Source organism: Candidatus Pseudomonas auctus (genome assembly GCF_048654275.1).
Taxonomy (GTDB): domain Bacteria; phylum Pseudomonadota; class Gammaproteobacteria; order Pseudomonadales; family Pseudomonadaceae; genus Aquipseudomonas; species Aquipseudomonas pharyngis.
In genome coordinates this window covers 421,719-446,602 of record NZ_JBJYZK010000003.1, presented here as the reverse complement: position 1 = coordinate 446,602, position 24,884 = coordinate 421,719, and the positions used below count along the sequence as shown (strand labels likewise).

At 58.8% G+C, this 24,884-nt stretch carries 20 protein-coding genes; 8 read left to right on the top strand and 12 right to left on the bottom strand.

The genetic code is table 11. The features are described from left to right. Positions 1 to 258: 258 nt before the first annotated feature. The 3 genes from ACKUG4_RS08500 (at position 259) to ACKUG4_RS08490 (ending at position 2,768) form a co-directional block, all read left to right on the top strand. Positions 259 to 1,104 carry a phosphoribosyltransferase-like protein gene (locus tag ACKUG4_RS08500; RefSeq protein WP_445433808.1) on the top strand — a complete coding sequence of 282 codons (846 nt, stop codon included), beginning with the start codon at positions 259 to 261 and terminating at the stop codon, positions 1,102 to 1,104. Continuing rightward, positions 1,101 to 1,445 (top strand): hypothetical protein, encoded by a 345-nt coding sequence (locus ACKUG4_RS08495; protein ID WP_445433807.1) that lies wholly within the window; start codon positions 1,101 to 1,103, stop codon positions 1,443 to 1,445. Before ACKUG4_RS08500 ends, ACKUG4_RS08495 begins: the two co-directional genes overlap by 4 nt. A gap of 270 nt (positions 1,446 to 1,715) precedes the next feature. Beyond that, a complete protein-coding gene (locus tag ACKUG4_RS08490) occupies positions 1,716 to 2,768 on the top strand; it encodes a reverse transcriptase family protein (RefSeq protein WP_445433806.1) in 1,053 nt (350 codons plus the stop codon). Positions 2,769 to 3,189: 421 nt separating this feature from the next. Here the strand turns inward: ACKUG4_RS08490 and ACKUG4_RS08485 are convergent, their stop codons facing one another. Next, the gene (locus tag ACKUG4_RS08485) at positions 3,190 to 5,718 is read right to left on the bottom strand and encodes a PepSY domain-containing protein (RefSeq protein ID WP_445433805.1); all 2,529 of its coding nucleotides are present in this window, start codon (positions 5,716 to 5,718) and stop codon (positions 3,190 to 3,192) included. Positions 5,719 to 5,850: 132 nt separating this feature from the next. After that, the gene (locus tag ACKUG4_RS08480) at positions 5,851 to 8,172 is read right to left on the bottom strand and encodes a TonB-dependent receptor (protein WP_445433804.1); all 2,322 of its coding nucleotides are present in this window, start codon (positions 8,170 to 8,172) and stop codon (positions 5,851 to 5,853) included. A gap of 207 nt (positions 8,173 to 8,379) precedes the next feature. Between ACKUG4_RS08480 and ACKUG4_RS08475 the strand changes: the two genes are divergently transcribed. Beyond that, positions 8,380 to 9,060, top strand: a complete 681-nt coding sequence (locus ACKUG4_RS08475) for a Fe2+-dependent dioxygenase (protein ID WP_039769208.1) — start codon at positions 8,380 to 8,382, stop codon at positions 9,058 to 9,060. Continuing rightward, positions 9,061 to 9,819 (top strand): tetratricopeptide repeat protein, encoded by a 759-nt coding sequence (locus tag ACKUG4_RS08470; protein ID WP_445433803.1) that lies wholly within the window; start codon positions 9,061 to 9,063, stop codon positions 9,817 to 9,819. A 58-nt stretch (positions 9,820 to 9,877) separates the two neighbouring features. Here the strand turns inward: ACKUG4_RS08470 and ACKUG4_RS08465 are convergent, their stop codons facing one another. The 5 genes from ACKUG4_RS08465 to ACKUG4_RS08445 all read right to left on the bottom strand — a co-directional run bounded on the left by ACKUG4_RS08465 (position 9,878) and on the right by ACKUG4_RS08445 (position 15,322). Then, positions 9,878 to 11,041 carry a type III PLP-dependent enzyme gene (locus ACKUG4_RS08465; protein ID WP_039769212.1) on the bottom strand — a complete coding sequence of 388 codons (1,164 nt, stop codon included), beginning with the start codon at positions 11,039 to 11,041 and terminating at the stop codon, positions 9,878 to 9,880. 859 nt (positions 11,042 to 11,900) lie between these two features. After that, positions 11,901 to 13,055 carry an osmoprotectant ABC transporter ATP-binding protein OsmV gene (locus ACKUG4_RS08460; RefSeq protein WP_039769215.1) on the bottom strand — a complete coding sequence of 385 codons (1,155 nt, stop codon included), beginning with the start codon at positions 13,053 to 13,055 and terminating at the stop codon, positions 11,901 to 11,903. Continuing rightward, entirely contained in the window at positions 13,052 to 13,705 is a 654-nt protein-coding gene (locus ACKUG4_RS08455; RefSeq protein WP_007953690.1) for an ABC transporter permease, read from the bottom strand. The genes ACKUG4_RS08460 and ACKUG4_RS08455 overlap by 4 nt, the downstream gene beginning before the upstream one ends. Positions 13,706 to 13,718: 13 nt before the next feature. Beyond that, positions 13,719 to 14,612 (bottom strand): glycine betaine ABC transporter substrate-binding protein, encoded by an 894-nt coding sequence (locus ACKUG4_RS08450; protein ID WP_064593352.1) that lies wholly within the window; start codon positions 14,610 to 14,612, stop codon positions 13,719 to 13,721. A gap of 20 nt (positions 14,613 to 14,632) precedes the next feature. Continuing rightward, the gene (locus tag ACKUG4_RS08445) at positions 14,633 to 15,322 is read right to left on the bottom strand and encodes an ABC transporter permease (RefSeq protein WP_172829515.1); all 690 of its coding nucleotides are present in this window, start codon (positions 15,320 to 15,322) and stop codon (positions 14,633 to 14,635) included. Between the two features lie 516 nt (positions 15,323 to 15,838). Here ACKUG4_RS08445 and ACKUG4_RS08440 point away from each other — a divergent pair. The 3 genes from ACKUG4_RS08440 (at position 15,839) to ACKUG4_RS08430 (ending at position 19,179) form a co-directional block, all read left to right on the top strand. Further along, positions 15,839 to 17,422, top strand: coding sequence for a peptide chain release factor 3 (locus tag ACKUG4_RS08440; protein ID WP_011332431.1), 1,584 nt, complete (start codon positions 15,839 to 15,841; stop codon positions 17,420 to 17,422). 127 nt (positions 17,423 to 17,549) lie between these two features. Next, positions 17,550 to 18,758, top strand: coding sequence for an MFS transporter (locus ACKUG4_RS08435; RefSeq protein ID WP_085647669.1), 1,209 nt, complete (start codon positions 17,550 to 17,552; stop codon positions 18,756 to 18,758). 160 nt (positions 18,759 to 18,918) lie between these two features. After that, positions 18,919 to 19,179 carry a hypothetical protein gene (locus ACKUG4_RS08430; RefSeq protein ID WP_064593354.1) on the top strand — a complete coding sequence of 87 codons (261 nt, stop codon included), beginning with the start codon at positions 18,919 to 18,921 and terminating at the stop codon, positions 19,177 to 19,179. A 107-nt stretch (positions 19,180 to 19,286) separates the two neighbouring features. On the opposite strand, the gene ACKUG4_RS08425 is transcribed toward ACKUG4_RS08430, so the two are convergent. From ACKUG4_RS08425 to ACKUG4_RS08405, 5 genes are all read right to left on the bottom strand, one after another. After that, positions 19,287 to 20,267: a peptide ABC transporter ATP-binding protein gene (locus tag ACKUG4_RS08425; RefSeq protein ID WP_007953682.1), complete on the bottom strand. Its 981-nt coding sequence runs from the start codon at positions 20,265 to 20,267 to the stop codon at positions 19,287 to 19,289. Continuing rightward, entirely contained in the window at positions 20,267 to 21,235 is a 969-nt protein-coding gene (locus tag ACKUG4_RS08420) for an ABC transporter ATP-binding protein (protein ID WP_011332433.1), read from the bottom strand. Before ACKUG4_RS08420 ends, ACKUG4_RS08425 begins: the two co-directional genes overlap by 1 nt. Before the next feature lie 10 nt (positions 21,236 to 21,245). Beyond that, positions 21,246 to 22,172 (bottom strand): ABC transporter permease subunit, encoded by a 927-nt coding sequence (locus tag ACKUG4_RS08415; protein ID WP_039769224.1) that lies wholly within the window; start codon positions 22,170 to 22,172, stop codon positions 21,246 to 21,248. Positions 22,173 to 22,183: 11 nt separating this feature from the next. Continuing rightward, complete coding sequence (locus ACKUG4_RS08410) at positions 22,184 to 23,194, bottom strand: ABC transporter permease subunit (protein WP_047597886.1); 1,011 nt, start codon at positions 23,192 to 23,194, stop codon at positions 22,184 to 22,186. 74 nt (positions 23,195 to 23,268) lie between these two features. After that, complete coding sequence (locus ACKUG4_RS08405) at positions 23,269 to 24,864, bottom strand: ABC transporter substrate-binding protein (protein WP_445433802.1); 1,596 nt, start codon at positions 24,862 to 24,864, stop codon at positions 23,269 to 23,271. Between the last annotated feature and the right edge of the window lie 20 nt (positions 24,865 to 24,884).

Here is a 24,884-nt window from a genome sequence, read left to right as displayed (position 1 = left end):
GATTGCAAAAGACCTGTGTGCGGTAGTCTGGCGCGGGTTCGATGTAATGAGCGTATGAGAAGGTCAGCTTCATCTCCAACACTGAAGCCGAGTCGAGGCCATCTCCAACTCTCGCCGCAGATGGTCGCGATATTCGCGCCCCGCTACGATGCGAAATGCCCTCTTGATAACACATCGCCAGCAAGGATACATTCTACTATCACGCGTAACGATGCAATTCCGAGCGACGTCGCGAGCCAGAAAATTACAAAAGATACTATGGATAGAAAAGATATATTCAACACTGTAATTAATCTAGTCACTCGCCAGCCGTGGATCAGCGAAAAGACTGATGAGTTAGCACACATGCTCTATGAGGAGTGCCCATCTGCCGACGCTCGGGAAATGTTGATAAAGATAATAGATAATTTTTATTATCTTTCAAGTCAAGATTATATGGAAAAGCTTGAAGCCCTTGCTAAAGAAATAATGAGCGAAGACGGTTATGAGGAAAATGCGCAAGTTGTGGCAATGGCAGCAGACTCCGGCTCGGATAGCTCACAAGAGTTATTGTATAATTTAAAATTTTTATTTAGTAAAATGGGTTGGAATAGTGCCAGCTTGGTTAATACTTTTGGCGGTGCGTATAAGAACTACAAAAAAACCGGCCGAAGAAGTATCTATGTCGTAGACGATTTTGTGGGCTCTGGGCAAACAGTAATTGGCAGGCATCGACAGTTAGTGAGTACGTTTCAAGAGGCATCTGTAGAAGGTTTTAGTGTTTCATTTAAAGTGCTTACTTCCACAAGTCATGGATTGGAGGCAGTGAGGGATGAAGGAATAAATATATCTGCGCAGGTTGTTATAAAAAAAGCAATTGATGGTTGTTTTCCCGTTGAGATCGCGGAGCAATATCGTGCCCTTATGGTTCTGTTGGAGTCGGGATTGTCGCAAGACCATGAGGGGATTGAACTGCCAAGTCTAGGATACAATGGTGCACAAGCGGCCTATTGTCGGCAGTCCGCAAATACTCCGAATAGTGTTTTTCCAGTATTCTGGTGGCCATTTTACAACGGCAATAGCCCGCGTAAAACGATGCTTCACAGAGCAATGAGGGACGCATGATACCTTATAAGCGCTCTAACTTACTTCGCGCCGATTTTGTCATCATGCGAATTCTGTATGAGTCAGTATCAGGACTGCAGCCATACACAATTCTCCAGCGGAGCAAACTTTCTGGTGAAATTTTTCTTAAAGCATATAGTGCTTTAGCTGCCAAGAATTTAGTTGTCGACCACAACTCGTTAATTTATTTGAGTGAGCTCGGGCGGGAAGTTTTTTTGGCCGGATCAGGAATGGTGCTGTCGGGAAAAAAGCATTGGCGAGATGTCCCTGAAAGAATGCGTGGTCGCACCATTGCAGTAGATAGTTTTTACATCCCTAATGTTTTTTTGTTAAATCAGTGAGTAAAAGTCACTTCCAGAGTTGCTTTTTTATTCTCTTGTAGTAATCTCGGCTTACCCACAGAGGCTAGTACGTTGGAGTGTAGTCGCTCCCAAGGTTAAGGTGTTCGATAACCGATATTGCGCCACCGGCGGTAAAGCGTGCCGGTAGCTGCAATGCTACAACGCTTCGCGTTTCCGCAAACCGCAAGGCGTCAAAAGCGGGCTTCGCCCACTTCCAACGCCTTGCGGTTTCGAGCGCGAGTCTAGAAGGTAGTCTTCTGTGGGTTTTTTATGAATACAATTGTTGAGTGGCAGCACTTCTTTCAAAGCCGAGGAGTGTCACCTAAATATGTAGATCATCATATTCGTCAAGTTAGTTTGCTGGTGAACTCAGGCGCTCCGATTATTTTTGAGCTTGAGCACCTGTCGCTACTAATGGGCATTGACTATCCTACTATTTTGTCAATGATAAATGCTCCGAGACGATTCTATCGTCAATTCACTATTCCAAAGCGATCTGGCGGGGAGCGAAAAATTGATGCGCCTTATCCAAGTCTATTACATTGCCAAGCTTGGATATACAGGAATATCCTGATCAAATATCCCGTTCATGATTCTGCGCATGGTTACGTGCCAGGACGATCTATTTTTACTAATGCATCTGTTCATTTGAACTGTAAAACTCTATTGAAAATGGACTTGAAAAATTTTTTCCCATCCATAGGAATTGGTTGGGTAGTAAATTTATTCTCTGATCTTGGTTATTCAAAAGATGTCGCATACTCATTAGCAGCGCTTTGCTGTAAAGATGGGGTGTTGGTGCAGGGGGCCTCAACTAGTCCGTACCTTTCTAATATTCTTCTAAATAAATTAGATAAGAGATTGACAGCGCTGGCCAAGAAGAATGGTCTGAGGTTCACTAGGTATGCAGATGATCTTACATTTTCTGGTGGATATATTTCTAGTAATTTTCCGAAACTTATTTGCACGATAGTTTCTGAGTATGGGTTGGCTGTAAACGACTCTAAAACACGCTTGTTGATAAACAAAAATAAGAAAATTGTTACTGGTCTCTCTGTCTCTGGAAGTAACCTTAGAATTACAAGAGATCTTCGAAGGAATATAAAAAAAGAAGTTTTTTATATAGAAAGGTATGGGCTTATTTCTCACCTTTCTCAGCAGAGAATCAAAGATCCTTTTTACTTGGATTCTATCTATGGAAAAGTTAATTTTTGGCTGCAGGCTGAGCCCGCAAATAACGACGCTTTGATTTGTCGAGAAATACTAGCTCCGCATTTCGGTCGTAATCGCTTTGCTGAAGGTAGTCGAGTGAGCGTTGGCTGAGATTTTCATCTAGCCGTGAATATTTGCCACTTGTATGGGCGCTACTTTAAGCATGAGTGTGTCGTCCATCAAGTGCCATAGCATAAAAGTTTTTATCCCAAACAAAGTTGTATGAAAGTGCGCTATTACTTTTCCTAAAGGATAGTCCATTGCCACATACACTGCGTTAATTTCTCATAAACACCTAGCAGTGTTTATAGCTGTTGCCAATGCGTTGGCAGTAATCGTCGAAAGGCCGTTGGAAGAGTTACTTAAGTATGCGGTGCCGCTAACGTCAAAGCGTCCCCACGGCGACGCTACGGTGCCTCAGTTTGGTGGTTAGAAGAAAGATCTTCATCCAACCTAATTCAGCGGAAACGTCACCTCAGCCCTCTCTGAATCTTGAGCTGTATCCAGGGAGGGCTAAAGTGAGTGGTTCCCTTCAGTAAACGTCGCGACGATAACGACCCTGTTCGATCAGGCGTTCGACTTCTGCGGCGCCCAGTACTTCATTGAGCACCTGATCCACCCCCGAAGCCATGCCTTGAAGGCTGCCGCAGATGTAGATCACTGCACCGTCCGCCAGCCATTTTTTCAACTCGCCGGCCGATTCGCGCAGGCGATCCTGCACGTAAATCTTCTCGGCCTGATCTCGCGAGAACGCCAGATCGAGGCGTTCCAGATCGCCATTGATCAACCACTCTTCCAGCTCCGCGCGACAGAGGAAATCGTGCTCGCGATTGCGTTCGCCAAACAGCAGCCAGTGACGCTGTTGATTGTCGGCGATCCGTGCCTTGAGCAAGCTGCGCAGCCCGGCAAGGCCGGTGCCGTTGCCCAGCAGGATCATCGGCACCGGCGCGTTCGGTAGGTGGAAACCGCTGTTGCGGCGGACCCGCAGGCTGATGCTGCCGCCGATCTGCGCATGCTCGGTCAGCCAGCCGGAGCCGATGCCGAGGCTGCCATCGGCATGCTGTTCCTGACGCACGATCAGCTCCAGTACGCCGTCGGCGGCAATCGAGGCGATCGAGTATTCGCGCATTGCCAACGGCACCATCGCATCGACCAGCGCCTGGGCGTGCAGGCCCACCAGATGGGCGCGGTGCTCGGGCAACTGGCGGCTGGCGAGGGCCACTTCCAGCGACTCTTGCAGGCCGTTGACCTTGACGCTGGTTTCGCCACGGATGCCGAGGCCGTCGAGGAAATGCTCGATTGCCCACGGGCAATTACGCGGCAGCACTTCCACCAGATCGCCGGCCAGCCAGCTGCGGGAGGTCGGTGCGGTCAGACCGAGCAGATAGACCGGTGCGCCGGCGCTGTCCGGGTTCATCAGCTCGCGGCGCACCAGTGTCCAGTTCTCGTAGCTCGGTGCCTGCCAGGTGTCGACCGGTGCTTGCCCGGTGAGCAGGCCGAGCTGGGTCTGCCAGTGACGCAGGGCGTAAGGGTCGCCGCTGTCGACTTCGACCGGGGCGAACAGGGTCTTGCCGCCGTGTTCGCCGAGCCATTGATGCAAGCGTCGGGCAAAACCGCAGAAGTGTTGATACTGCCGATCGCCGAGGCCGAGTACGGCATAGTTGAGGCTGTCGAGGGTCGAGGCGTTGTTCAGCACTTTGCGTTCGAAACCGCGCGCGCTGTCCGGCGCTTCGCCGTCGCCGAAGGTACTGACCACGAACAGCGCGTTGTTCGATTCGCGCAGATCCTGCTCGCTGACATTCGCCAGCGGCTGCACCTTCACCGGCAATCCGGCGGCCTGCAATTGCCCGGCGGTCTGCCACGCCAGTTGCTCGGCAAAACCGCTCTGGCTGGCGAAACCGATCAGCCACGCCGGTGTATCGCCGGCCGGTTGGTCGAGGCCTTTGCGGGCATCCTTGATCTGTTTTTTCTTGCGCCGGCGATCCAGGTACAACAGCCAGCCGGTGATGAAGAACAACGGCATCAACACCGCCGCCACGGTGACGATGATCCGCCCGACCAGTCCGAAATAACTGCCGACGTGCAGCGCGTAAATGCTGGTCAGCAATTGCGCCTTGAAGCTTTTGTCGGCGTAGCGGTCGACGCGCTTGACCACGCCGGTGGCCGGGTCGAGGGTGATCTGGTTCAGCGCGCGGTCATGGGGCGAGCTGTCGAGCAGGTAGAACACGGTCGCCGGTTGACCGGCCACTGGCGGCATGCGGATGTTGTAGGCGGCGAGGCCCGGGCCGGCGGTGCTGTAGATGCTGAGCCACATGGCGGCGTAATCGGCAGTCGGCGCCGGACCTTCAGGGGCCGGGCCACGACCGCCGCGCACGCGCTCGTTTTGCGGTGCATCGGAAAGCAGTCGGGTCAGGCCCTTGTTGTACCACTCGTAGGACCAGGACAGTCCGGTCAGTGCCAGCAGCAGATACACCAACATGCACCAGGTGCCGAACACCGAGTGCAGATCCCAGTTGAAGCTGCGGCCCTTTTTCTTCCAGTCGAGGGTCAGCCATACGCGCCAGCTGTTCCACTGGCGCGGCCAGCGCAGGTACAGGCCGGACAGGCAGAAGAACAGCAGCATCAGGGTGCAGGCGCCGGTGATGTTGCGACCGGTATCGCCCATGGCGAGGAACCGGTGCAGTTGCAGCATCAGGCCGAAGAAATCCTGGCCGGTGGCCTCGCCCTTGAACTCGGCGGTGTAGGGATCGAAGTAGCGCATCTCGCCCCGGCGCTCGCCTTTGGGCGGGGTGAACCAGACGCGGCCGGCGCTGCCGCTTTCGGTTTCGACCGAGAGCATCGAGACTTTCTTGCCCGAGGCCGCTTCGATGTGCACCACCAGATCGGCGGGCGGCAGAACGCCGGCGACCTGCTTCTCGACCTGCAACACCGAAGGGTTGAGGGCTTTGATAATTTCGTCCTGAAACGAATAGGCAGCGCCGGTGATGCCCATCAGGGCCAGCACCAGCCCGGCAGTGATGCCAAAAAACCAGTGCAACTGGAACAGGGTTTTCTTCAACACGTTGCTTGCCTTGTCCGTTTGGAGGTTGTGTTCACGGCGTGCATTATGCCGTGGCTTATCGAGAAACGTTCTTTATTACGCACAAAAGCCCCGCTCAAATGAATGAACGGGGCTCGGTCCTTCCCTCTTCGATCAGAAGTGGAAGTTGGTGCTCAGCAATGCCGTACGGCCCGCCGCCTGGTTGGCGAAGTGGGTCGAGAAGGCCTTGTCGTAGTAGGTCTCGTTGGTCAGGTTCTGCACGTTCAGTTGCAGGTCGACGTTTTTGCTCAGCTTGTACGCCGCCATCGCGTCGTAGCGAACATAGGAATCGACCATGGTGGTGTTGGCCACGCTGCCGAACACGTCATCCACGTAGAACGCACCGCCACCGATGGTCAGCTTCGGCGTGACCTGGTAAGTGGTCCACAGGCTGGCGCTGTTTTTCGGCGTGTTGGGCAGCTCGTTACCGTTGTTGGCCTTGTTGGCCGGCAGGTCACCACCGTCCACCTGTTCGCTGTCCATGTAGGCGTAGCCGGCGAACACTTGCCACTTGTCGGTGATCTTGCCGCTGGCGGACAACTCGATACCTTGTACACGAGTCTTGCCGGCGTTTTCGTACGAGGTGGTATCGACCTGGACACGCGCGTTTTCTTTCTCGGTGCGGAAGATGTCGGCGGTCAGCGAAAGGCGATCGTTCAGCAAATCCCACTTGGTACCGATTTCGTAGTTCTTGGTGGTTTCCGGCTCCATGTCGCTCTTGAGCAGGTTGCCATTACGATCCGGCGTGCCGCCCAGCGGGTTGCCTTCCTGACCTTCACCCAGGGTGTTGCCCGGCGGAGTGGCGGAGGTGGCGTAGGACGCGTAGATGCTGCCGTTCTCTGCCGGTTTGTAGACGATGCCGAACTGGCCGGTGACGAACTCGCTGGTGTCAGCACCCTTGGAGGTGGTGCGGCCAGCGTTGTTGTAAGTCTTGTAGCCGGTTTCGAAGTGGTCGTAACGCAGGCCCATGTTCACCAGCCATTGCTCGGACAGCTCCAGGGTGTCGAACGCATACAGCGCGTAGGTATCGGACTGGGTGTCGGTGCCGGCGTAGTTGCGCGAGATCGCGCCGTTCCACGGATCGTTCGGGTTCGGGTTCGACAGCGAGGTGCAGTTGTAGCCGCTGGCAGCCCCGATCAGAGCCGGATTGCAGTTGGTGGTCACGGCCGAGGTGCGCGGCGTGGTGTCGGTGTTGACGTTGTACGAGGATTTGCTGCTTTCCTCACGGGTGTATTCGACACCGGTGGAGAAGCTGTTCTTGAAGCCGGCGACGTAGAAGTTGCCGAACAGGTCGGTCTGGTTGGTGGTGGTCTCGGTGTTGCTCACACGAGTGTTCGCACGACGCCAGACGCTGCCGTTGTTGACGTTGCCCTTGCTGTCGTCCGGCTGGGTCAGGATGTAATCCTGCATGCTGGTGCCGTGACGCAGGGTGTTCTTGATCGTCAGCGAGTCGCTCAGGTCATGCTCGATGGCGAAGGTCGCGGTGTCGGTGCGGCCCTTGCGGAAGTCGCGGTCCAGACCGTAGAAATTGCTGTGATCGCCGCCGGCGTACGGCTTGTCCGGGTTGGACTTGGTGCGCGCCGCCGAGCCGCCGGCCGGAATGGTGTAAGGGATGCCCGAATCCGGCGTGTCGTTGCTTTCGAGATGGTAATAATCGAGGTTGACGCGGGTGTCGGTACCCAGGCCGAAGGCCAGGGATGGCGCGATGCCCCAGCGGTCGTAGTCGACCTTGTCGCGACCGGCGACGTTGCTCTCGTGGCTCATCAGGTTCAGACGGCCGGCAGCGGTGTCGCTGAACTGGTAGTTGCCATCCATCGTGTAGCGCTGGGTCTGGTCGGAGCCCCAGGTGAAGCCACCGTCGAACGAGTTGCCCAAGTGCGCTTTCTTGCTCACCAGGTTGATGCTGCCGCCGGCTGCGCCACGACCGCCGATGGCGGAGTTCGGGCCCTTGCTGACTTCGATGTTTTCCACGGCGAAGATTTCGCGGCTCTGGGAGCCGGTATCGCGCACGCCGTCGAGGTAGGTGTCGCCCTGGGCGTCGAAACCACGGATGAACGGACGGTCGCCCTGCGGGTTGCCGCCTTCACCGGCACCGAAAGTGATGCCCGGCACGGTGCGCAGTGCGTCCTGCATGTTCAGGGCGCCGGTGTCTTTGAGGACTTGTTGCGGGATAACGGTGACCGAGCGCGGCGTGTCGACCAGCGGCGCGGTGTACTTGGGCGAGGAGGCTTTCTCGACCTGGTAGGAGGTCGAGTCCTGGGCTTCGCCGGTGATGGCGGTGGCGTCCAGGGCGATGGCATTGCCGGTGGCTTTGCTGTCGGTTTTTTCGGCGGCGAACACCATGTGGCCTGCGGAGCCGGCGGTGATTGCCACGCCGATGGCGGAAGCGAGCAGACGTGGTGAACTGACCGGTACTTGTGCTGGTTGACGTGCCATTTTTATTCCCCTCCCCAAGGATTTGAGGCGGCGGAATATAGGGTAAACAGGTATTCGTATCAATTGCGAAACATTACTATTCGCGACAAATTTACATTCTTTACAATTTAACCTTACGGTTTTTACCAGTTCATTCGTCTAGCGGGTTTTACACAGTCAATAAGAATCAATACCATTGGCATCCTTTTGCCATCTGGTGACGTCGCCATGCTCCTGCACATCCCCGCGCTGTTCGAGAAAGACGAAGTGCAGCGCATTCGCGAGGCGCTGGAACAGGCGGACTGGGCCGATGGCAAGATCACCGCCGGCTATCAATCGGCCAAGGCCAAGCACAATCTGCAGCTTCCGGAAGGCCATCCGCTGGCCAAGGAAATCGGCGCCGCGATGCTTGAACGCCTGTGGAAAAACCCGCTGTTCATGTCGGCCGCGCTGCCGCACAAAGTGTTCCCGCCGTTACTCAACTGCTACACGGCGGGTGGCAGTTTCGATTTTCACATCGACAATGCCGTACGCCAGCCCAAGGGCAGCATCGAACGGGTACGCACTGATCTGTCGGCCACGCTGTTCTTCAGCGAACCCGAGGACTACGACGGCGGCGAGCTGGAAATCCAGGACACCTTCGGCACCCAGCGGGTAAAACTCCCCGCTGGCGATATGGTGCTGTACCCCGGCACCAGCCTGCACAAGGTCAACGCGGTGACTCGCGGTGCGCGCTATGCCTCGTTCTTCTGGACTCAAAGCCTGGTGCGCGAGGACAGCCAACGCGCGTTGCTGTTCGAGATGGACGGTGCGATCCAGCAGCTTACCCAGGACATGCCCGATCACCCTTCGCTGATCCGCCTCACCGGCACCTATCACAACCTGCTGCGTCGCTGGGTCGAGGTGTAAGTGGCGGACTTTCGGTTGCGCCGCAAGGAAGTCCTCGACGGCGAACGCCTCACGGCCATGCTCGAAGAAAGTCCGGCCCGCGCGGCTCAGGCGATTCTGCTGGCGGCGGGTGAGGGCGTGCTGGAAGCGCAGGCGCTGCTTGGGCAGATCCTGCTCGATGGTCACGGGATTGCTCAGGATCAGCCGCTGGCATTGCGCTGGTTTGAAATCGCCGCAGGGCAAGGTCATCTGATGGCGCGCAACATGCTTGGCCGCTGTCATGAGCACGGTTGGGGATGCCCGGTCGATGCCGCCAATGCTGTGCAACATTATCGAATCGCTGCCGCCGGCGGGCTGGATTGGGCGATGTATAACCTGGCCAACCTGCTGGCGACCGGGCGCGGTGTCGCGGTCGATCATCTTCAGGCCATGGCGCTGTATCAACGCGCGGCAGAGTCCGGGCATGCCAAGTCAATGAACCTGCTCGGGCGTTATCTGGAAGAGGGGCAAGTGTGCCCGGCGAATCCGGCAGCGGCCCGTGACTGGTATCGACGTTCGGCCGAAGGCGGAGACTTTCGTGGGCAGTTCAGTTATGCGGCGGTGCTGGCGGCTGAGGGGCGCGTCGATGAGGCACTGGCCTGGCTGGAGAAAGCGCTGGCCGGCGGCAACCTGAATTTTCTGCGCGTGGCCAGCCAGACGCTGGCGAGCGCAACCGATCCGAGAATCCAGGCGCTGGCGCAGGCCTACACTCACCGTTGCGCCGAGTTACAGGACACCTGAATCGCAGCTACAAAAAAGCCCATGACACGTCATGGGCTTTTGCTTACCGCAGCAATATTTACACGTAGAACGATTTCAGCGGCGGGAAGCCGTTGAACTCTACCGCGCTGTAACTGGTGGTGTACGCACCGGTCGACAGCCAGTACAGGCGATCACCGATCGCCAAGTTCAGCGGCAGGCCGTACTTGTAGTTCTCGTACATGATGTCGGCGCTGTCGCAGGTCGGGCCGGCGATCACGACTTCTTCCATCTCGCCTTTCTTCTCGGTCCAGATCGGGAATTTGATCGCTTCGTCCATGGTTTCGATCAGGCCGGAGAACTTGCCCACATCGGTATACACCCAACGCTCGACGGCGGTGCGGGATTTACGCGCGACCAGCACCACTTCGCTGACCAGGATGCCGGCGTTGGCGATCAGCGAACGGCCCGGCTCCAGAATGATTTCCGGCAGGTCATCACCGAAGTCTTCCTTGAGGAAGCGGATGATTTCTTCGGCGTAGGTTTCCAGGCTGTTGGTGCGGGTGATGTAGTTGGCCGGGAAGCCACCGCCCATGTTGATCAGCTTCAGGTGGATGCCGTCTTCTTCTTTCAGGCGCTCGAAAATCACTTTGACCTTGGCGATCGCCGCGTCCCAGACGCTGATGTCACGCTGTTGCGAACCGACGTGGAACGAGATGCCGTATGGCACCAGGCCCAGGTCGCGGGCGAGGATCAGCAGGTCCATGGCCATGTCGGTCTGGCAGCCGAATTTGCGCGACAGCGGCCAGTCGGCGGTGGTCGAGCCTTCGGTCAGGATGCGCACATAGACTTTGGCGCCCGGTGCGGCCTTGGCGATGTTGCGCAGGTCGGCTTCCGAGTCGGTGGCGAACAGGCGCACGCCCTTCTCATAGAAGTAGCGAATGTCCTTGGACTTCTTGATGGTGTTGCCGTAGCTGATCTGGTCCGGGCTGACGCCACGGCTCAGCACTTTGTCCAGCTCATAGATCGAGGCGATGTCGAAGCTCGAACCTTTCTCTTTGAGCAGGTCGATGATCTCGACGGCCGGGTTGGCCTTGACCGCGTAGTAGACCTTGGCGAATTCGAAACCGGCGCGCAGGTCATCGTAGGCCTGGGCGATCATCGCGGTGTCGATCACTACGAACGGGGTTTCCTGTTTGTCGGCGAACGCCTTCATTTTCTGAAAGGTTTCGCGCGCGAAATAGTCTTCGACCTGGATCGACATGCTGGGAACTCTCCTACTGGCAAACAAAGTTAATCAATGGGTGCGAGGGTGTGTCATCAATGAATTCGCGAGTGCGTTGTGCCTGAGCGCGTGCCAGGCAAGGCGCAGGCCGCAGCTAATGGTTGCTCCCTTCGCAAGGCCTGCAACGCAGCATGGGGCGCGCTCAGGCACAACCCGAAGGGCCGGGCCTGCTTTTGCGCAGGGCTGCGTTGCTCGTCCCTTATTTGGAACAACCAAACTGCGGGCCTCGCGCCTTGCCCTGCGCAAAAGCATGCCCGGCGCACTCGTGAATTCATTGATGACACACCCTCCTGAACGTCCTCCGTATCCCCACTTTGGTTCGCCTACTTCCCAAGGCATGTCGCCGAAAGCAAAAAGGCCATGGGAAATGTAGTCTTTCTTTCCCTTGGCCTTGCTGTCTCGTCGTCAGTACTTGAGCCGGATGGATCGTTTCCAGCATGGACGTTCGGCGCGAACTTTAGGGCGTGAGGGGCATGAGATCAACTAAAAATGTCGCGTTTTTGCACGCTTCTGACGTACGTCGCGGATATCACTCTTTGTACCCGACCGAGATGACGGGCAGATGTTCCGCAATAATTTTCAGGTGTTAAAAATACCTGCACGTTCGACGGTGATGTGTGCCAAGTCTCAGATAAGTACGATCACTTCAACATCGGCGACGTTGGCGGCGAGAAGGGGAGGTGAGGGGGAAGTTGCGGGTTAACGCTGACATCGTCGGCCGGGTTGAGCCCTCTGGCGTGTTGATATTTCTTGCCGGCTAATCGTCGGCAAAAAAATCACGGCTCTCAGGTTCCGGTGGTCGAAAAAAAGGGCTGTCGAACAGCCCTTTTGCGTTTGATCAGGCCACCGCCTCGGCTGGCGACACAATATTGGTCTTCATTCCGCGCGATCGACCGGAACTCAGGTACGCCGCAATCGACTCTTGCGTAACCTCGCCGAGGAACACACGCTCGGCATCCATCACCGGCAGCCATGAGCGATTGAACTCGTACATGCGCGACAACAGGATGCGCAAATGCTCGTCGTAGGCAGCCGTGGCGTTGAACTCGCGCAGGAACTGCGCACAAGTGCCGGTCTGACGGTGCAGGTCACGACGGCGCACATACCCCAGCGCCTTGTTCTCAGCGTCAGTGACGACGACATAGCGACGGTCATGTTCGTCCATCAACTCCAGCGCGTCGGCCACCGGGGTTTCCGGGCTGACCGACGGCGCGTTGTCCGCCGCATCTTCGGCCTTTACCAGCAGCAGGCGTTTGAGGGTGCTGTCCTGACCGACGAAGTTGCTGACGAAATCATCCGCCGGATGGGCGAGCAGGGTGTCCGGATGGTCGATCTGCAACAGCTTGCCGGCGCGGAAAATCGCGATCTTGTCGCCGAGCTTGATCGCTTCGTCGATGTCATGGCTGACCATGATCACGGTCTTGTTCAGTGCGCGTTGCATCTCGAAGAACTCGTTCTGGATCATCTCGCGGTTGATCGGGTCCACCGCGCCGAACGGTTCGTCCATCAGCAACAACGGTGCATCCGCCGCCAGCGCACGGATCACTCCGATCCGTTGCTGCTGGCCGCCGGACAGCTCACGCGGGTAACGATGCAGATACTGCTTGGGCTCAAGCTTGATCATGCTCATCAGTTCGCGGGCGCGGTCGTGGCACTTCTGTTTGTCCCAGCCGAGCAGTTTAGGCACGACGACAATGTTCTCTTCGATAGTCATGTTCGGGAACAGACCGATCTGCTGGATCACGTAGCCGATGTTGCGGCGCAACGTCACCTCGTCGAGGTCGGTGGTGTCTTCGCCGTTGATCAGGATCTTGCCCGAGGTCGGTTTGATCAGGCGGTTGATCATTTTCAGCGTGGTGCTTTTGCCGCAACCCGATGGCCCGAGGAACACACAGATTTCGCCTTCATTGACGGTCAGGCTTACCGAGTCCACGGCTTTCACATCTTTGCCGTTGCTTTGGAAGGTCTTGCTGAGGTTTTGAAGTTCGATCATTTGAGGAGTCCTTTTGGAGTCAGCGAACGTTGCAGCCACTGCAAAATGAGGTCGGCGAAGATCGCCAGAAGACTGACCAGCAGCGCGCCGACGATGAGCATCGACATGTCACTGCGGCTGATGGAAGCGAGGATCAGCACACCGAGGCCGCCGGCGCCGATAGTCGCGGCGATGGTCATCACGCCGATGTTCATCACCACGGCGGTGCGCACGCCGGCGAGGATCACCGGCACGGCGATCGGCAACTCGACCATGCGCAAGCGTTGGCCGAAGGTCATGCCGATGCCGCGAGCGGCTTCGCGAATGCCCGGCTCGACGCCGGTCAGGGCAAGGTAGGTGTTGCGCATGATCGGCAGCAGTGAATAAAGGAACACGGCGGTGATCGCCGGCATCGGGCCGAGGCCCTGGCCGAATTTCGAGTAGAACGGCAGCAGCAGGCCGAACAGGGCAATCGACGGCACGGTCAGCAGCACCGTGGCGCTGGCCTGCAAGGGGCCGGCGAGGCTCGGGAAACGTGTCATCAGGATGCCCAGCGGCACGCCGATGAGGATTGCCAGGCTGACGGCAATGCCGACCAGGGTGATGTGCTGCCAGGTCAGGTGCATCACCTGCTGCCAGTCGAGGTGGGAAAAGGCGTTCAGGAATTCCATGGCTTTTCCTCCTTTAGTTCAGTGGATGCTGGCGCAGGAAGTCGGCAGCGACTTTCGACGGGCTCTCGTGATCGACATCGACCCGCGCGTTGAGCTGGCGCATGGTTTCGTCGTCGAACAGCTCGGCCAGCGGCTTGAGTTGCTCCGCCAGTTGCGGGTGGGCGTCGAGGTAGGCCTGACGCACGACCGGTGCGGCGGTGTAGTCCGGGAAGTAATGCTTGTCGTCTTCCAAAAGCTTCAGGCCGAAGGCGTTGAGGCGACCGTCGGTGGTGTAGACCAGACCGGCGAACACCTGACCGTTACGCAGCGCGGTGTAGACCAGCCCCGCGTCCATCTGCCGGATGTTCTTGCGGGTCAGGTTCATGTCGTAGAGCTTGACCATGCCGTCCAGACCGTCGGAGCGGTTGGCGAACTCGGTGTCCAGCGCCACCAGATGATTAGTTTTGGCTTCAGCGCGCAGCACTTCGTTCAACTGGCTGATGGTGTGGATCTGCGGATATTCCTCGGCCACGGTCTTCGGCAGGGCGAGGGCGTAGGTGTTGCTGAATTTCGACGGTGTCAGCCAGACCAGGCCTTTCTTCGCATCGAGTTCTTTGACCCGGGCGTAGGACTGTGCGCTGTCGAGTTTCTCGGTGACATGGTTGTAGGCCACCAGCGACACGCCGGTGTACTCCCAGAGCATGTCCAGTTGTCCGGTTTCGTGGGCGCTGCGGGCCAGGTTACTGCCCAGGCCACCGGTGATCTGCGCGTCGTAGCCTTTGCTGCGCAGGTATTGCGCGGTGATTTCCGCGAGCAGGGTCTGCTCGGTAAATACTCGGGCGCCGAGGCGAATCACCGGTTTGTCGGCGGCTTGGGCGATCCCTGCGAAGAGCAGCACGCAGCCCAGAATCAAACTAAGTCTTTTCATAAATATTCCTTCGCAAAGCCTCAAGACGGGCGCAAACCGCGTTCCAGCCAGAGACGGCTGGCGAGGGTGACCACGCCATCGAGCAGCAGGGCCAGCAGCGCAGTGCACGCGGCGCCGAGCAGCAGTTGCGGCTGATTGTTCAGGGCGATGCCGGGGAAGATCAGGCTGCCGAGGCTGTTGGCGCCGATCAGGAAGGCCAGCGGCGCGGTGCCGACGTTGATCGCCAAAGCCACTCGCACACCGCCGACGATGATCGGCACGGCGTTGGGCAATTCGACTTTCCACAGCACCTGGCGCGGGGTCATGCCGATGCCGACAGCGGCCTCTTTCAGCGAGCCCTGGACGTTTTTCAGGCCTTCGTAGGTGTTGCGCACAATCGGCAACAGCGAGGCTAAGAACAAAGCGAAGATCGCCGGACCGCTGCCGATGCCGAGAATCCCCAGGGCAATCGCCAGCACGGCCAGCGGCGGCACGGTGTTGCCGATGTTGAAGATCTGCATGAAGCGTTCAGCGCGGCCGACCATGGTCGGGCGGCTCAGGAAGATACCGGCGGGGAGGCCCACGACAAGGGCGGCCAGCATTGAGGCGAGGACGAGAATCAGATGAGCTTGCAGGTAAAACAACAAATCGTCGCGGTAGTGTTCGATCGTGTTGATGCCGATCCAGTGGACCAGCAGGGCCAGGAGCGCGATCACCACCGCACCTCCCATCAGCCCTTTGCCATAGCGGATAGCCACAGGCGGACTCCTTTTTTTAGTCGGCGAACGCAGTCCCGTGTTCAGTGGCCGGGGTGGTCAATTTTGTTAGCCCAACTTCGGCGCCAGAAGTTCATATCCTGCGTTGCTGTTCCTCGCCATAGCGAGCTATGACTCGTCACAGCGCCTTGGCTATGAACTGCTGGCATCCAAATTTGAGCCAACAAAATTGACCACCCCGGCCACCTGCCAAGCCTTGGCTGCCGGGAGAGTCGTTCGCGAGAAGCAGCTTTTTTTCAGCCCGGCAAAAGCGGTCTGAAAGCGAGCCATGAGCGCAGCCTCGTCAGGCTAACTTGCTGATTTTTCAGCCCCTGACGAATTGTCGTAACAGGGGATGGACGTCTCCGTGCTTTAAAAGGTTCCCATCCGAGGCAGCATTTGGCCACCCTTAATGTGCTCAACGGTTCGGTTATTGAATCGAGTTGGGCTATAATCGCCGCCCTTTTTTGAATCACCGCCAGGCGATTTCCCATGACCAGACAGGCCGCCGAAGTCGCGAAACGCCGCACTTTCGCCATTATTTCCCACCCCGATGCCGGTAAAACCACCATCACCGAAAAGCTCTTGCTGATGGGCAAGGCGATTGCCGTGGCCGGTACGGTGAAATCCCGTAAATCCGACCGCCACGCGACATCCGACTGGATGGAGATGGAAAAGCAGCGGGGCATCTCGATCACCACGTCGGTCATGCAGTTCCCGTATCGCGAACACATGATCAACCTGCTCGACACCCCGGGCCACGAAGACTTCTCCGAAGACACCTACCGCACCCTGACTGCGGTGGACTCGGCATTGATGGTTCTCGACGGCGGTAAAGGTGTAGAGCCACGTACCATCGCGCTGATGGACGTCTGCCGTCTGCGTGACACGCCGATCGTCAGCTTCATCAACAAACTCGACCGTGACATCCGCGACCCGATCGAACTGCTCGACGAAATCGAAGCCGTCCTGAAGATCAAGGCCGCGCCGATCACCTGGCCGATCGGTTGCTACCGCGACTTCAAAGGCGTGTACCACCTGGCCGACGACTACATCATTGTCTACACCGCCGGTCACGGTCACGAACGCACCGAAACCAAGATCATCGAGAAGCTCGATTCCGACGAAGCACGCGCGCATCTGGGCGACGAGTACGAGCGTTTCCTCGAACAGCTGGAACTGGTGCAGGGCGCCTGCCACGAGTTCAACCAGCAGGAGTTCCTCGACGGTCAACTGACCCCGGTGTTCTTCGGTACTGCATTGGGCAACTTCGGGGTCGACCATGTGCTCGACGCTGTGGTCGACTGGGCCCCACGTCCGCTGCCGCGCGTGGCCAATGAGCGCACCGTGGAGCCGGTGGAAGAGAAGTTCTCGGGCTTCATCTTCAAGATCCAGGCGAACATGGACCCGAAACATCGCGACCGTATCGCCTTCATGCGTATCTGCTCCGGCAAGTACGAGAAAGGCATGAAAATGCGTCACGTGCGTACCGGCAAGGACGTGCGCATCGGCGACGCCCTGACGTTCTTCTCCTCCGAGCGTGAACAGCTGGAAGAAGCGTATGCCGGCGACATCATCGGTCTGCACAACCATGGCACGATCCAGATCGGCGACACCTTCAGCGAAGGCGAAACCCTGGGCTTCACCGGTATCCCGCACTTCGCCCCGGAACTGTTCCGTCGCGTACGCCTGCGCGACCCGCTGAAATCCAAGCAACTACGCCAGGGCCTGCAGCAGCTGGCCGAAGAAGGCGCGACCCAGGTGTTCTTCCCGGAGCGCAGCAACGACATCATCCTCGGCGCCGTCGGTGTGCTGCAGTTCGATGTGGTCGCCAGCCGCCTGAAAGAGGAATACAAGGTCGAGTGCTCCTACGAGCCGATCACCGTGTACTCCGCGCGCTGGATCGAATGCAGCGACAAGAAGAAGCTCGAGGAATTCTCCAACAAGGCGGTGGAAAACCTGGCACTGGACGGCGGCGGTCACCTGACCTACCTCGCGCCGACGCGGGTCAACCTGGCCCTGATGGAAGAGCGCTGGCCGGACGTGAAATTCCGTGCGACCCGTGAGCACCACTAAGCGCTGATTGGCGACACCCGAAAGCCCACTGATAAAACAGTGGGCTTTTTTTTGCGTGTTGATCAAGTATGCGAACTCATTCAAGTCGGGCGCAGGCGTCTGGTCCGATCACCAAGGGAGCAATCGAATGACAGGGAGGCTCGCTCATCTGCTTCGGCCCAACGGCTATTTCAGCCTGATGGCCTGGGTGCTGGCGGCGCTGCTGTTCATCAATCGCCTGAGCAGCATGGTCAAGCTGTTCATGGCGTTGTACTTGCGGCAAGAGTTGGGGCTGGCGATCGAAACGGTCGGCTGGCTGCTGTCGGCGTATGGCGGAGGTCTGCTGATCGGCTCGATGCTCGGCGGATGGCTCAGTGACCACGTCCGCACGGCGCGACTGACGGCGGCGCTGTTCTTTGTCTCTGCTTGGGTTCTGGTCTTGCTGGGGCTGGTCACGCAAGTGCCATTCCTGGCCGGGTTGCTGTTGCTCAGCGGCACTCTCGATGGGGCGATTCGCACCCTGCATCAGCGACTGATCATGGAGTATTGCGAGGTTGCGCATCGCCCACGGGCGCAGGCCTTGAGTCGCATTGCCCGGAACCTCGGGATGGCCGCTGCCGGTGTGGCGGGCGGTGTTCTGGCACAGGTGGATTTTCGCTGGGTGTTTTTCATCAGCGCCGGGCTCACGCTGCTGGCGTTGCTCTGGTTTGTCCGCACGACCTGGCGCCGGCCGGTGCTGATCGCTGACGAGGCGCCACAGGCGCAATCGAGTTCGGGCCTTCCCTATCGCGACAAACCCTTCCTCTGGCTGCTGGCGGCGACCGTCCTTCTTGGCATGGCGTTCGACACGGTCTACAGCACCTTGGGCAACTATCTTCGCGACTATTACCGTTTGAGCACCGAGGCCATCGGCTGGCAGTTCGCGATCAACGCGATTCTGGTGGTAGCGCTGCAGATTCCCATGTCGCACTGGGGGGAACGCTGGGGCGCGCGTCGGCCATTGATCGCCGGTTGTGTGCTGCTGGCGGTCGGACTCGGCATGTTGCCGCTGGGTTCCGGGTTGTTTTATGCCTGCCTCTCGACCGTGATCTGGACGCTGGGGGAGGCGTTGTTCATGCCACCGTTGAACGTGCTAGTGATGCAGCATGCGCAAACCGGAAAAAGCGGTCGCTATTTTGGTCTGTTTTTCATGGCCTGGAGTGCGAGTTCGCTGCTGTCGCCGGTGCTGGGTGGGCAGCTCTATGGCCAGTTCGGCGGTCACAGTGTCTGGCTGGCGAGTGCCGTGCTGGCCTTGCTGTCAGTGCCGCTGATTTATCAGGCAACGCGCATTCGAGCCACGCAAGGTGCAGACGCTTAGCCGATCCGGTTATGAGCGTTATTCGAAAGCGGTCTGTCCACGCATGGCATTTCCGGGCATTGGTCAGCGTCCTATCTGGTGAACCCGGCGGATCGGAACTAGATTTCAATCAGCGTCAGGTCAGCATGAATTTCTCACCTGGAACAGGATGGACTCGGCTATGAAAAGCAGGTTGCTACGGATTTTGCTGCTATTGAAAGTGATGGTGATGCTGTCCCTCGGCACCGCGACGGCCTGGGCCGAGTGCGAGGATCACGATACCCAGGCGTCCAGCGGGCAGGTGGGGCACAGCGCGCTGATGCTGGCCAAGTCCGAGTCCGAGCCGGGCGATCAGGGCCAGGGTGGCAGCGCCGACGATGACGACTCGACCACCGACGAGCCGGACTCTGATGATCCGGATGAAGGCGACAGCCAGACGTAGATTCCGGACAAAAGAAAACCCCTTCTTTCTCGACTGATGCGCAATCGAGGCAGAAGGGGTTTGGTCAACTCATCAACAACCCGCCCCGGGAAACGGGGCGGTTTTTTTCAGGCCGCGCCGTCGAGGAACTGCTCGGCGTAGTGGCACGCGACCTGACGCGTGTCGAGCTGGCGCAGGGCCGGCTCTTCGCTGCTGCAACGCGCGGTGGCGTATGGGCAGCGCTTGTGGAACGCGCAGCCAGGCGGCGGGTTCAGCGGGTTGGGCAACTCGCCGACGATCTTGATTTTCGGCTTGTCCGGATCCGGATGGATGGTCGGGGTCGCCGACAACAGCGCCTGGGTGTACGGGTGCAGAGGACGGGCATAGATGTCGTGCTTCGGACCGATTTCCACCGGGCGACCGAGATACATCACCATCACGTCATCGGCCACGTGCTGCACCACCGCCAGGTTGTGCGAGATGAACACGTAACCGGTGTTGAACTCCTGCTGCATGTCCATGAACAGGTTCAGCACCTGCGCCTGGATCGACACGTCCAGCGCCGAGGTCGGTTCGTCCGCCACCAGCACTTTCGGTTGCAGCATCATGGCGCGGGCCAGCGCGATACGCTGACGCTGACCGCCGGAGAACATGTGCGGATAACGCTGGTAGTGCTCGGGACGCAAGCCGACCTGCTTCATCATCGCCTGGACTTTCTCGCGACGCTCGGCGGCCGACAGGTTGGTGTTGATCAGCAGCGGCTCGGCCAGCTGATCACCGATTTTCTGCCGTGGGTTCAACGATGCGTACGGGCTCTGGAACACCATCTGCACGTCTTTGCGCAGTTGCTTGCGCTGAGCCTTGTCGGCACCGGCCACTTCTTGCCCGGCGATTTTCAGGGAGCCGGATGACGGCTCCTCGATCAGGGTCAGGGCGCGGGCGAGTGTGGATTTGCCGCAGCCCGATTCACCGACGACGGCGAGGGTCTTGCCCGCTTCCAGCTCGAACGACACGCCGTTGAGGGCGCGCACGGTGGCGTGGCCCTTGAACAGGCCACGGGAGACTTCGTAGTGACGGGTCAGGTCGCGGGCGGTAAGTACGACGGCCATTACGCCACCTCCTGGTTCAGCGGATAGAAGCAGCGGGCGAGGCTGTGGCTTTTCGGGTCAAGGGTCGGACGTTGCGCGCGGCAGCTGTCCTGCACGTACGGGCAGCGCGGCGACAGCAGGCAGCCTTGCGGGCGGTCGTAACGGCCGGGAACGATGCCCGGCAGCGTCGCCAGACGCTCGGCACCCTGGCTGTGCTCCGGAATCGCCTTGAGCAGCGCTTCGCTGTACGGGTGGGCCGGGATGTCGAACAGTTGCGGCACCTGCCCGACTTCAACGGCCTGGCCGGCGTACATCACGCACACGCGCTGAGCGGTTTCGGCCACCACGGCGAGGTCGTGGGTGATCAGCACCAGGCCCATGTTCTGCTCTTTCTGCAACGCCAGAAGCAGATCCATGATCTGCGCCTGAATCGTTACGTCGAGTGCGGTGGTCGGCTCGTCGGCGATCAGCAGTTTCGGCTCGCCGGCAATCGCCATGGCAATTGCCACACGCTGGCTCATGCCACCGGACAGTTGGTGCGGGTAGGCGTCCATACGGCTGGCGGCGCCCGGGATCTCGACTTTTTCCAGCAGTTCGATCGCACGCTTGCGCGCTTGCTTGCCGGACATTTTCAGGTGCAGGCGCAGCACTTCTTCGATCTGGAAACCGACGGTGTAGCTTGGGTTCAGCGCGGTCATCGGGTCCTGGAACACCATCGCCAGGTCTTTGCCGACGATCTGCCGACGCTGGCGGTTGTTCAGCTTGAGCATGTTCTTGCCGTCGAAGCTCAGCGAATCGGCGGTGACGATCCCCGGGTGCTCGATCAGGCCCATCAGCGCCATCATGGTCACGGACTTGCCGGAACCCGACTCGCCCACGATCGCCAGGACTTCGCCCTTGTCGACTTTCAGGTCGAGGCCGTCGACGACCGGGGTGGCGTTCTTGTCGCCGAAGCGAACGTTGAGATTCTTGATTTCTAACAGTGACATGGGAATCTCCTCAGGCGGCGTTCTTGAGTTTCGGGTCCAGCGCATCGCGCAGGCCGTCGCCCATCAAGTTGATTGCCAGCACGCTGAGCAAAATGGTCAAACCAGGCAGACTCACCACCCACCAGGCGCGTTCGATGTAGTCGCGGGCCGAAGCCAGCATGGTGCCCCACTCAGGGGTTGGCGGCTGGACGCCGAGGCCGAGGAAGCCCAGGGCGGCGGCATCGAGGATCGCCGAGGAGAAGCTCAGGGTCGCCTGAACGATCAGCGGTGCCATGCAGTTCGGCAGCACGGTGATGAACATCAGGCGTGGCAGACCGGCACCGGCCAGGCGCGCGGCGGTCACGTAGTCGCGGTTCAGCTCACCCATCACGGCGGCACGGGTCAGACGCACGTAGGACGGCAAGGACACCACGGCAATCGCGATCACGGTGTTGATCAGGCCAGGGCCGAGGATGGCGACGATCGCCACGGCCAGCAGCAGCGATGGCAGAGCCAGCATGATGTCCATCAGACGCATGATGGTCGGACCGACCACTTTCGGGAAGAAACCGGCGAACAGACCCAGCAGGATCCCCGGGATCAGCGACATCACCACCGACGACAGACCGATCAGCAGCGACAGGCGCGAACCCTGGATCAGACGCGACAGCAGGTCGCGACCCAGTTCATCGGTGCCGAGCAGGAATTGCATCTGACCGCCTTCGAGCCACGCCGGCGGCGTCAGCAGGAAGTCACGGTATTGCTCGCTCGGGTTATGCGGGGCGACCCACGGCGCGAAGATCGCGCAGAAAATCACCAGCAGCATGAACAGCAGGCCGGCGACGGCGCCCTTGTTCTTGGCGAAAGCCTGCCAGAACTCTTTGTACGGTGACGGGTACAGCAGACTTTGATCCACGGCGGTGGCGGCGGTGACTACTGAGGAAGTTGGAGTGCTCATGGGTATTGACCTCAGCGCTGATGACGGATGCGTGGGTTGGCAAAGCCGTAGAGGATGTCCACCACGAAGTTGACCAGAATCACCAGGCAGGCGATTAACAGGATGCCGTTTTGCACAACCGGGTAGTCCCGGGCGCCGATGGCTTCGATCAGCCATTTACCGATGCCGGGCCAGGAGAAGATGGTTTCGGTCAGGACCGCACCGGCCAGCAGAGTGCCGACCTGCAGGCCGACCACGGTCAGCACCGGAATCAGCGCGTTGCGCAGGCCGTGGACGAACACCACGCGCGACGGCGACAGGCCTTTGGCCCTGGCGGTACGGATGTAGTCTTCACGCAGCACTTCGAGCATCGACGAACGGGTCATCCGCGCGATCACCGCCAGCGGAATGGTGCCCAGCACGATGGCCGGCAGGATCAGGTGGTGCAGGGCATCGAGGAACGCGCCCATGTCATCGGCCAGCAGGGTGTCAATCAGCATGAAGCCGGTGCGCGGCTCGATGTCGTAGAGCAGGTCGATCCGCCCGGACACCGGGGTCCAGCCCAGGCTCACCGAGAAGAACATGATGAGGATCAGGCCCCACCAGAAGATCGGCATCGAGTAACCCGCGAGGGAGATGCCCATCACCCCGTGGTCAAACAGGGATCCTCGCTTGAGAGCCGCGATCACCCCGGCCAAGAGGCCCAGGATGCCAGCGAACAGCAGGGCGGCCATGGACAGTTCCAGGGTCGCCGGGAAGAGGGAGGTGAACTCGGTCCATACGCTCTCACGGGTGCGCAGGGATTCGCCGAGATCGCCGTGGGCCAGTTTGCCGATGTAGTCCAGGTACTGGGCGTACAGCGGTTTGTTCAGACCGAGGCGTTCCATTGCCTGAGCGTGCATTTCGGGGTCGACCCGACGTTCGCCCATCATCACTTCCACGGGGTCGCCGGGAATCATGCGAATCAACGCGAAAGTCAGCAAGGTGATGCCGAAAAACGTGGGGATCAACAACCCCAGTCGGCGGGCAATAAAACTAAACATCGTGTGTGGTACCTCATCAGCCGGTTAGGCGTGCCCGGTTTCCCTGGGGTCAGGGAAACCGGGAGTTTTCTTATCTACTTCACCTGGGTGGTGGCGAAGTTATTGGTTGTCAGAGGGCTGATGTGATAACCCTCTACGTTGTTGCGCATTGCGGTGAACATGCGGGTGTGGGCCATGCTGATCCACGGCTGATCCTGATTGAACAGCACTTGAGCCTGTTCATACAGCCTGGCGCGTTCGGCCGGATCTACTTTAGCCCGTGCTTCGTCGAGCAGGGCCTGGAATTTCTCGTTGCACCAGCGCGCGTAGTTTTCGCCGTTCTTGGCGGCTTCGCAACTGAGCATAGGCGTCAGGAAGTTATCCGGGTCGCCGTTGTCGCCCGCCCATCCGGCCGAGACCATGTCGTGCTCGCCGGCCTTGGCGCGTTTGAGCATCTCGCCCCATTCCATCACGCGGATGTCGATCTTGATCCCGACTTTCGCCAGGTCAGCCTGCATCATCTGCGCGCCGAGCATCGGGTTCGGGTTGGTCGGGCCACCGCCGTTGCGGGTGAACAGGGTGAACGTGGTGCCTTCCGGTACTCCGGCTTCCTTGAGCAGGGCACGGGCCTTGTCGAGGTCACGTGGCGGGTTTTTCAGCTCGTGGTTATAGCCCAGCAGGGTTGGCGGGTACGGGTTGACCGCAACCGTCGCGTTGCCTTTGCCGAACAGGGCGTTGACGTAGGCTTCCTTGTCGAAGGCGATGTCGATCGCCTTACGCACCCGCACGTCGCTGATGTACTTGTGCTGGGTGTTCATGGCGACGTAGGAGACAGTCATCGCATCCAGTTCATCGACTTTCAGGTTGCTGTCTTTCTTGATGCTCGGGATGTCATCCGGTTTCGGGTACAGCGCGATCTGGCACTCATTGGCCTTGAGTTTCTGCAAGCGCACGTTGTTGTCGGTGGCAATCGCCAGGATCAGCGCGTCAGCCGGCGCCTTGCCGCGGAAGTAGTCCGGGTTGGCCTTGAAGCGTACCTGGGCGTCCTTGTTGTAGCGCTGGAAGATGAATGGCCCGGTGCCGACCGGTTTGCTGTTCAGGTCGCCGGTCTTGTTGGCCTTGAGCAACTGGTCGGCGTACTCGGCCGAATAGATCGAGGAGAACGCCATGGCGATGTCGGCCAGGAACGGCGCTTCGCGTCGGGTCAGGGTGAACTTGACGGTGTTGTCGTCGACTTTCTCGACGCTTTTGAGCAGTTCCTTGAAGCCCATGCTTTCAAAGTACGGGAAGCCCACGCTCGACAGCTTGTGCCACGGGTGATTCGGGTCCAGCTGACGCTGGAAACTCCAGACCACGTCGTCGGCGTTCATGTCGCGGGTCGGCTTGAAATATTCGGTGGTGTGAAACTTGACGCCTTTGCGCAGGTGGAACGTGTAGGTCAGGCCGTCTTCGCTGATGTCCCACGACTCGGCCAGCGCCGGAATCACTTCGGTGGTACCGGGCTTGAAGTCCGCCAGACGGTTGAAGATGGTTTCGGCCACCGCGTCGGCAGTGACTGCAGTCGTGTACTGGACCATATCGAAGCCTTCCGGACTGGCTTCGGTGCAGACCACCAAGGGTTTGGCCGAGACGCCGACAGCGACACTCAGCAACGCAGCCGCGATGGCCGCACGTAGGGGAAGCATTTTCATCAAGAACCCTCTGCAATCGG

Excerpts from the sequence above, each read along its gene's own strand:
- ACKUG4_RS08440 (WP_011332431.1), top strand. The coding sequence starts at position 15,839 with ATGACCAGACAGGCCGCCGAAGTCGCGAAACGCCGCACTTTCGCCATT.
- ACKUG4_RS08430 (WP_064593354.1), top strand. The coding sequence starts at position 18,919 with ATGAAAAGCAGGTTGCTACGGATTTTGCTGCTATTGAAAGTGATGGTG.
- ACKUG4_RS08490 (WP_445433806.1), top strand. The coding sequence starts at position 1,716 with ATGAATACAATTGTTGAGTGGCAGCACTTCTTTCAAAGCCGAGGAGTG.
- ACKUG4_RS08500 (WP_445433808.1), top strand. The coding sequence starts at position 259 with ATGGATAGAAAAGATATATTCAACACTGTAATTAATCTAGTCACTCGC.
- ACKUG4_RS08465 (WP_039769212.1), bottom strand. The coding sequence starts at position 11,041 with ATGTCGATCCAGGTCGAAGACTATTTCGCGCGCGAAACCTTTCAGAAA.
- ACKUG4_RS08455 (WP_007953690.1), bottom strand. The coding sequence starts at position 13,705 with ATGGAATTCCTGAACGCCTTTTCCCACCTCGACTGGCAGCAGGTGATG.
- ACKUG4_RS08450 (WP_064593352.1), bottom strand. The coding sequence starts at position 14,612 with ATGAAAAGACTTAGTTTGATTCTGGGCTGCGTGCTGCTCTTCGCAGGG.
- ACKUG4_RS08445 (WP_172829515.1), bottom strand. The coding sequence starts at position 15,322 with ATGGGAGGTGCGGTGGTGATCGCGCTCCTGGCCCTGCTGGTCCACTGG.
- ACKUG4_RS08480 (WP_445433804.1), bottom strand. The coding sequence starts at position 8,172 with ATGGCACGTCAACCAGCACAAGTACCGGTCAGTTCACCACGTCTGCTC.
- ACKUG4_RS08435 (WP_085647669.1), top strand. The coding sequence starts at position 17,550 with ATGACAGGGAGGCTCGCTCATCTGCTTCGGCCCAACGGCTATTTCAGC.
- ACKUG4_RS08405 (WP_445433802.1), bottom strand. The coding sequence starts at position 24,864 with ATGAAAATGCTTCCCCTACGTGCGGCCATCGCGGCTGCGTTGCTGAGT.
- ACKUG4_RS08460 (WP_039769215.1), bottom strand. The coding sequence starts at position 13,055 with ATGATCGAACTTCAAAACCTCAGCAAGACCTTCCAAAGCAACGGCAAA.
- ACKUG4_RS08495 (WP_445433807.1), top strand. The coding sequence starts at position 1,101 with ATGATACCTTATAAGCGCTCTAACTTACTTCGCGCCGATTTTGTCATC.
- ACKUG4_RS08410 (WP_047597886.1), bottom strand. The coding sequence starts at position 23,194 with ATGTTTAGTTTTATTGCCCGCCGACTGGGGTTGTTGATCCCCACGTTT.
- ACKUG4_RS08415 (WP_039769224.1), bottom strand. The coding sequence starts at position 22,172 with ATGAGCACTCCAACTTCCTCAGTAGTCACCGCCGCCACCGCCGTGGAT.
- ACKUG4_RS08420 (WP_011332433.1), bottom strand. The coding sequence starts at position 21,235 with ATGTCACTGTTAGAAATCAAGAATCTCAACGTTCGCTTCGGCGACAAG.
- ACKUG4_RS08475 (WP_039769208.1), top strand. The coding sequence starts at position 8,380 with ATGCTCCTGCACATCCCCGCGCTGTTCGAGAAAGACGAAGTGCAGCGC.
- ACKUG4_RS08425 (WP_007953682.1), bottom strand. The coding sequence starts at position 20,267 with ATGGCCGTCGTACTTACCGCCCGCGACCTGACCCGTCACTACGAAGTC.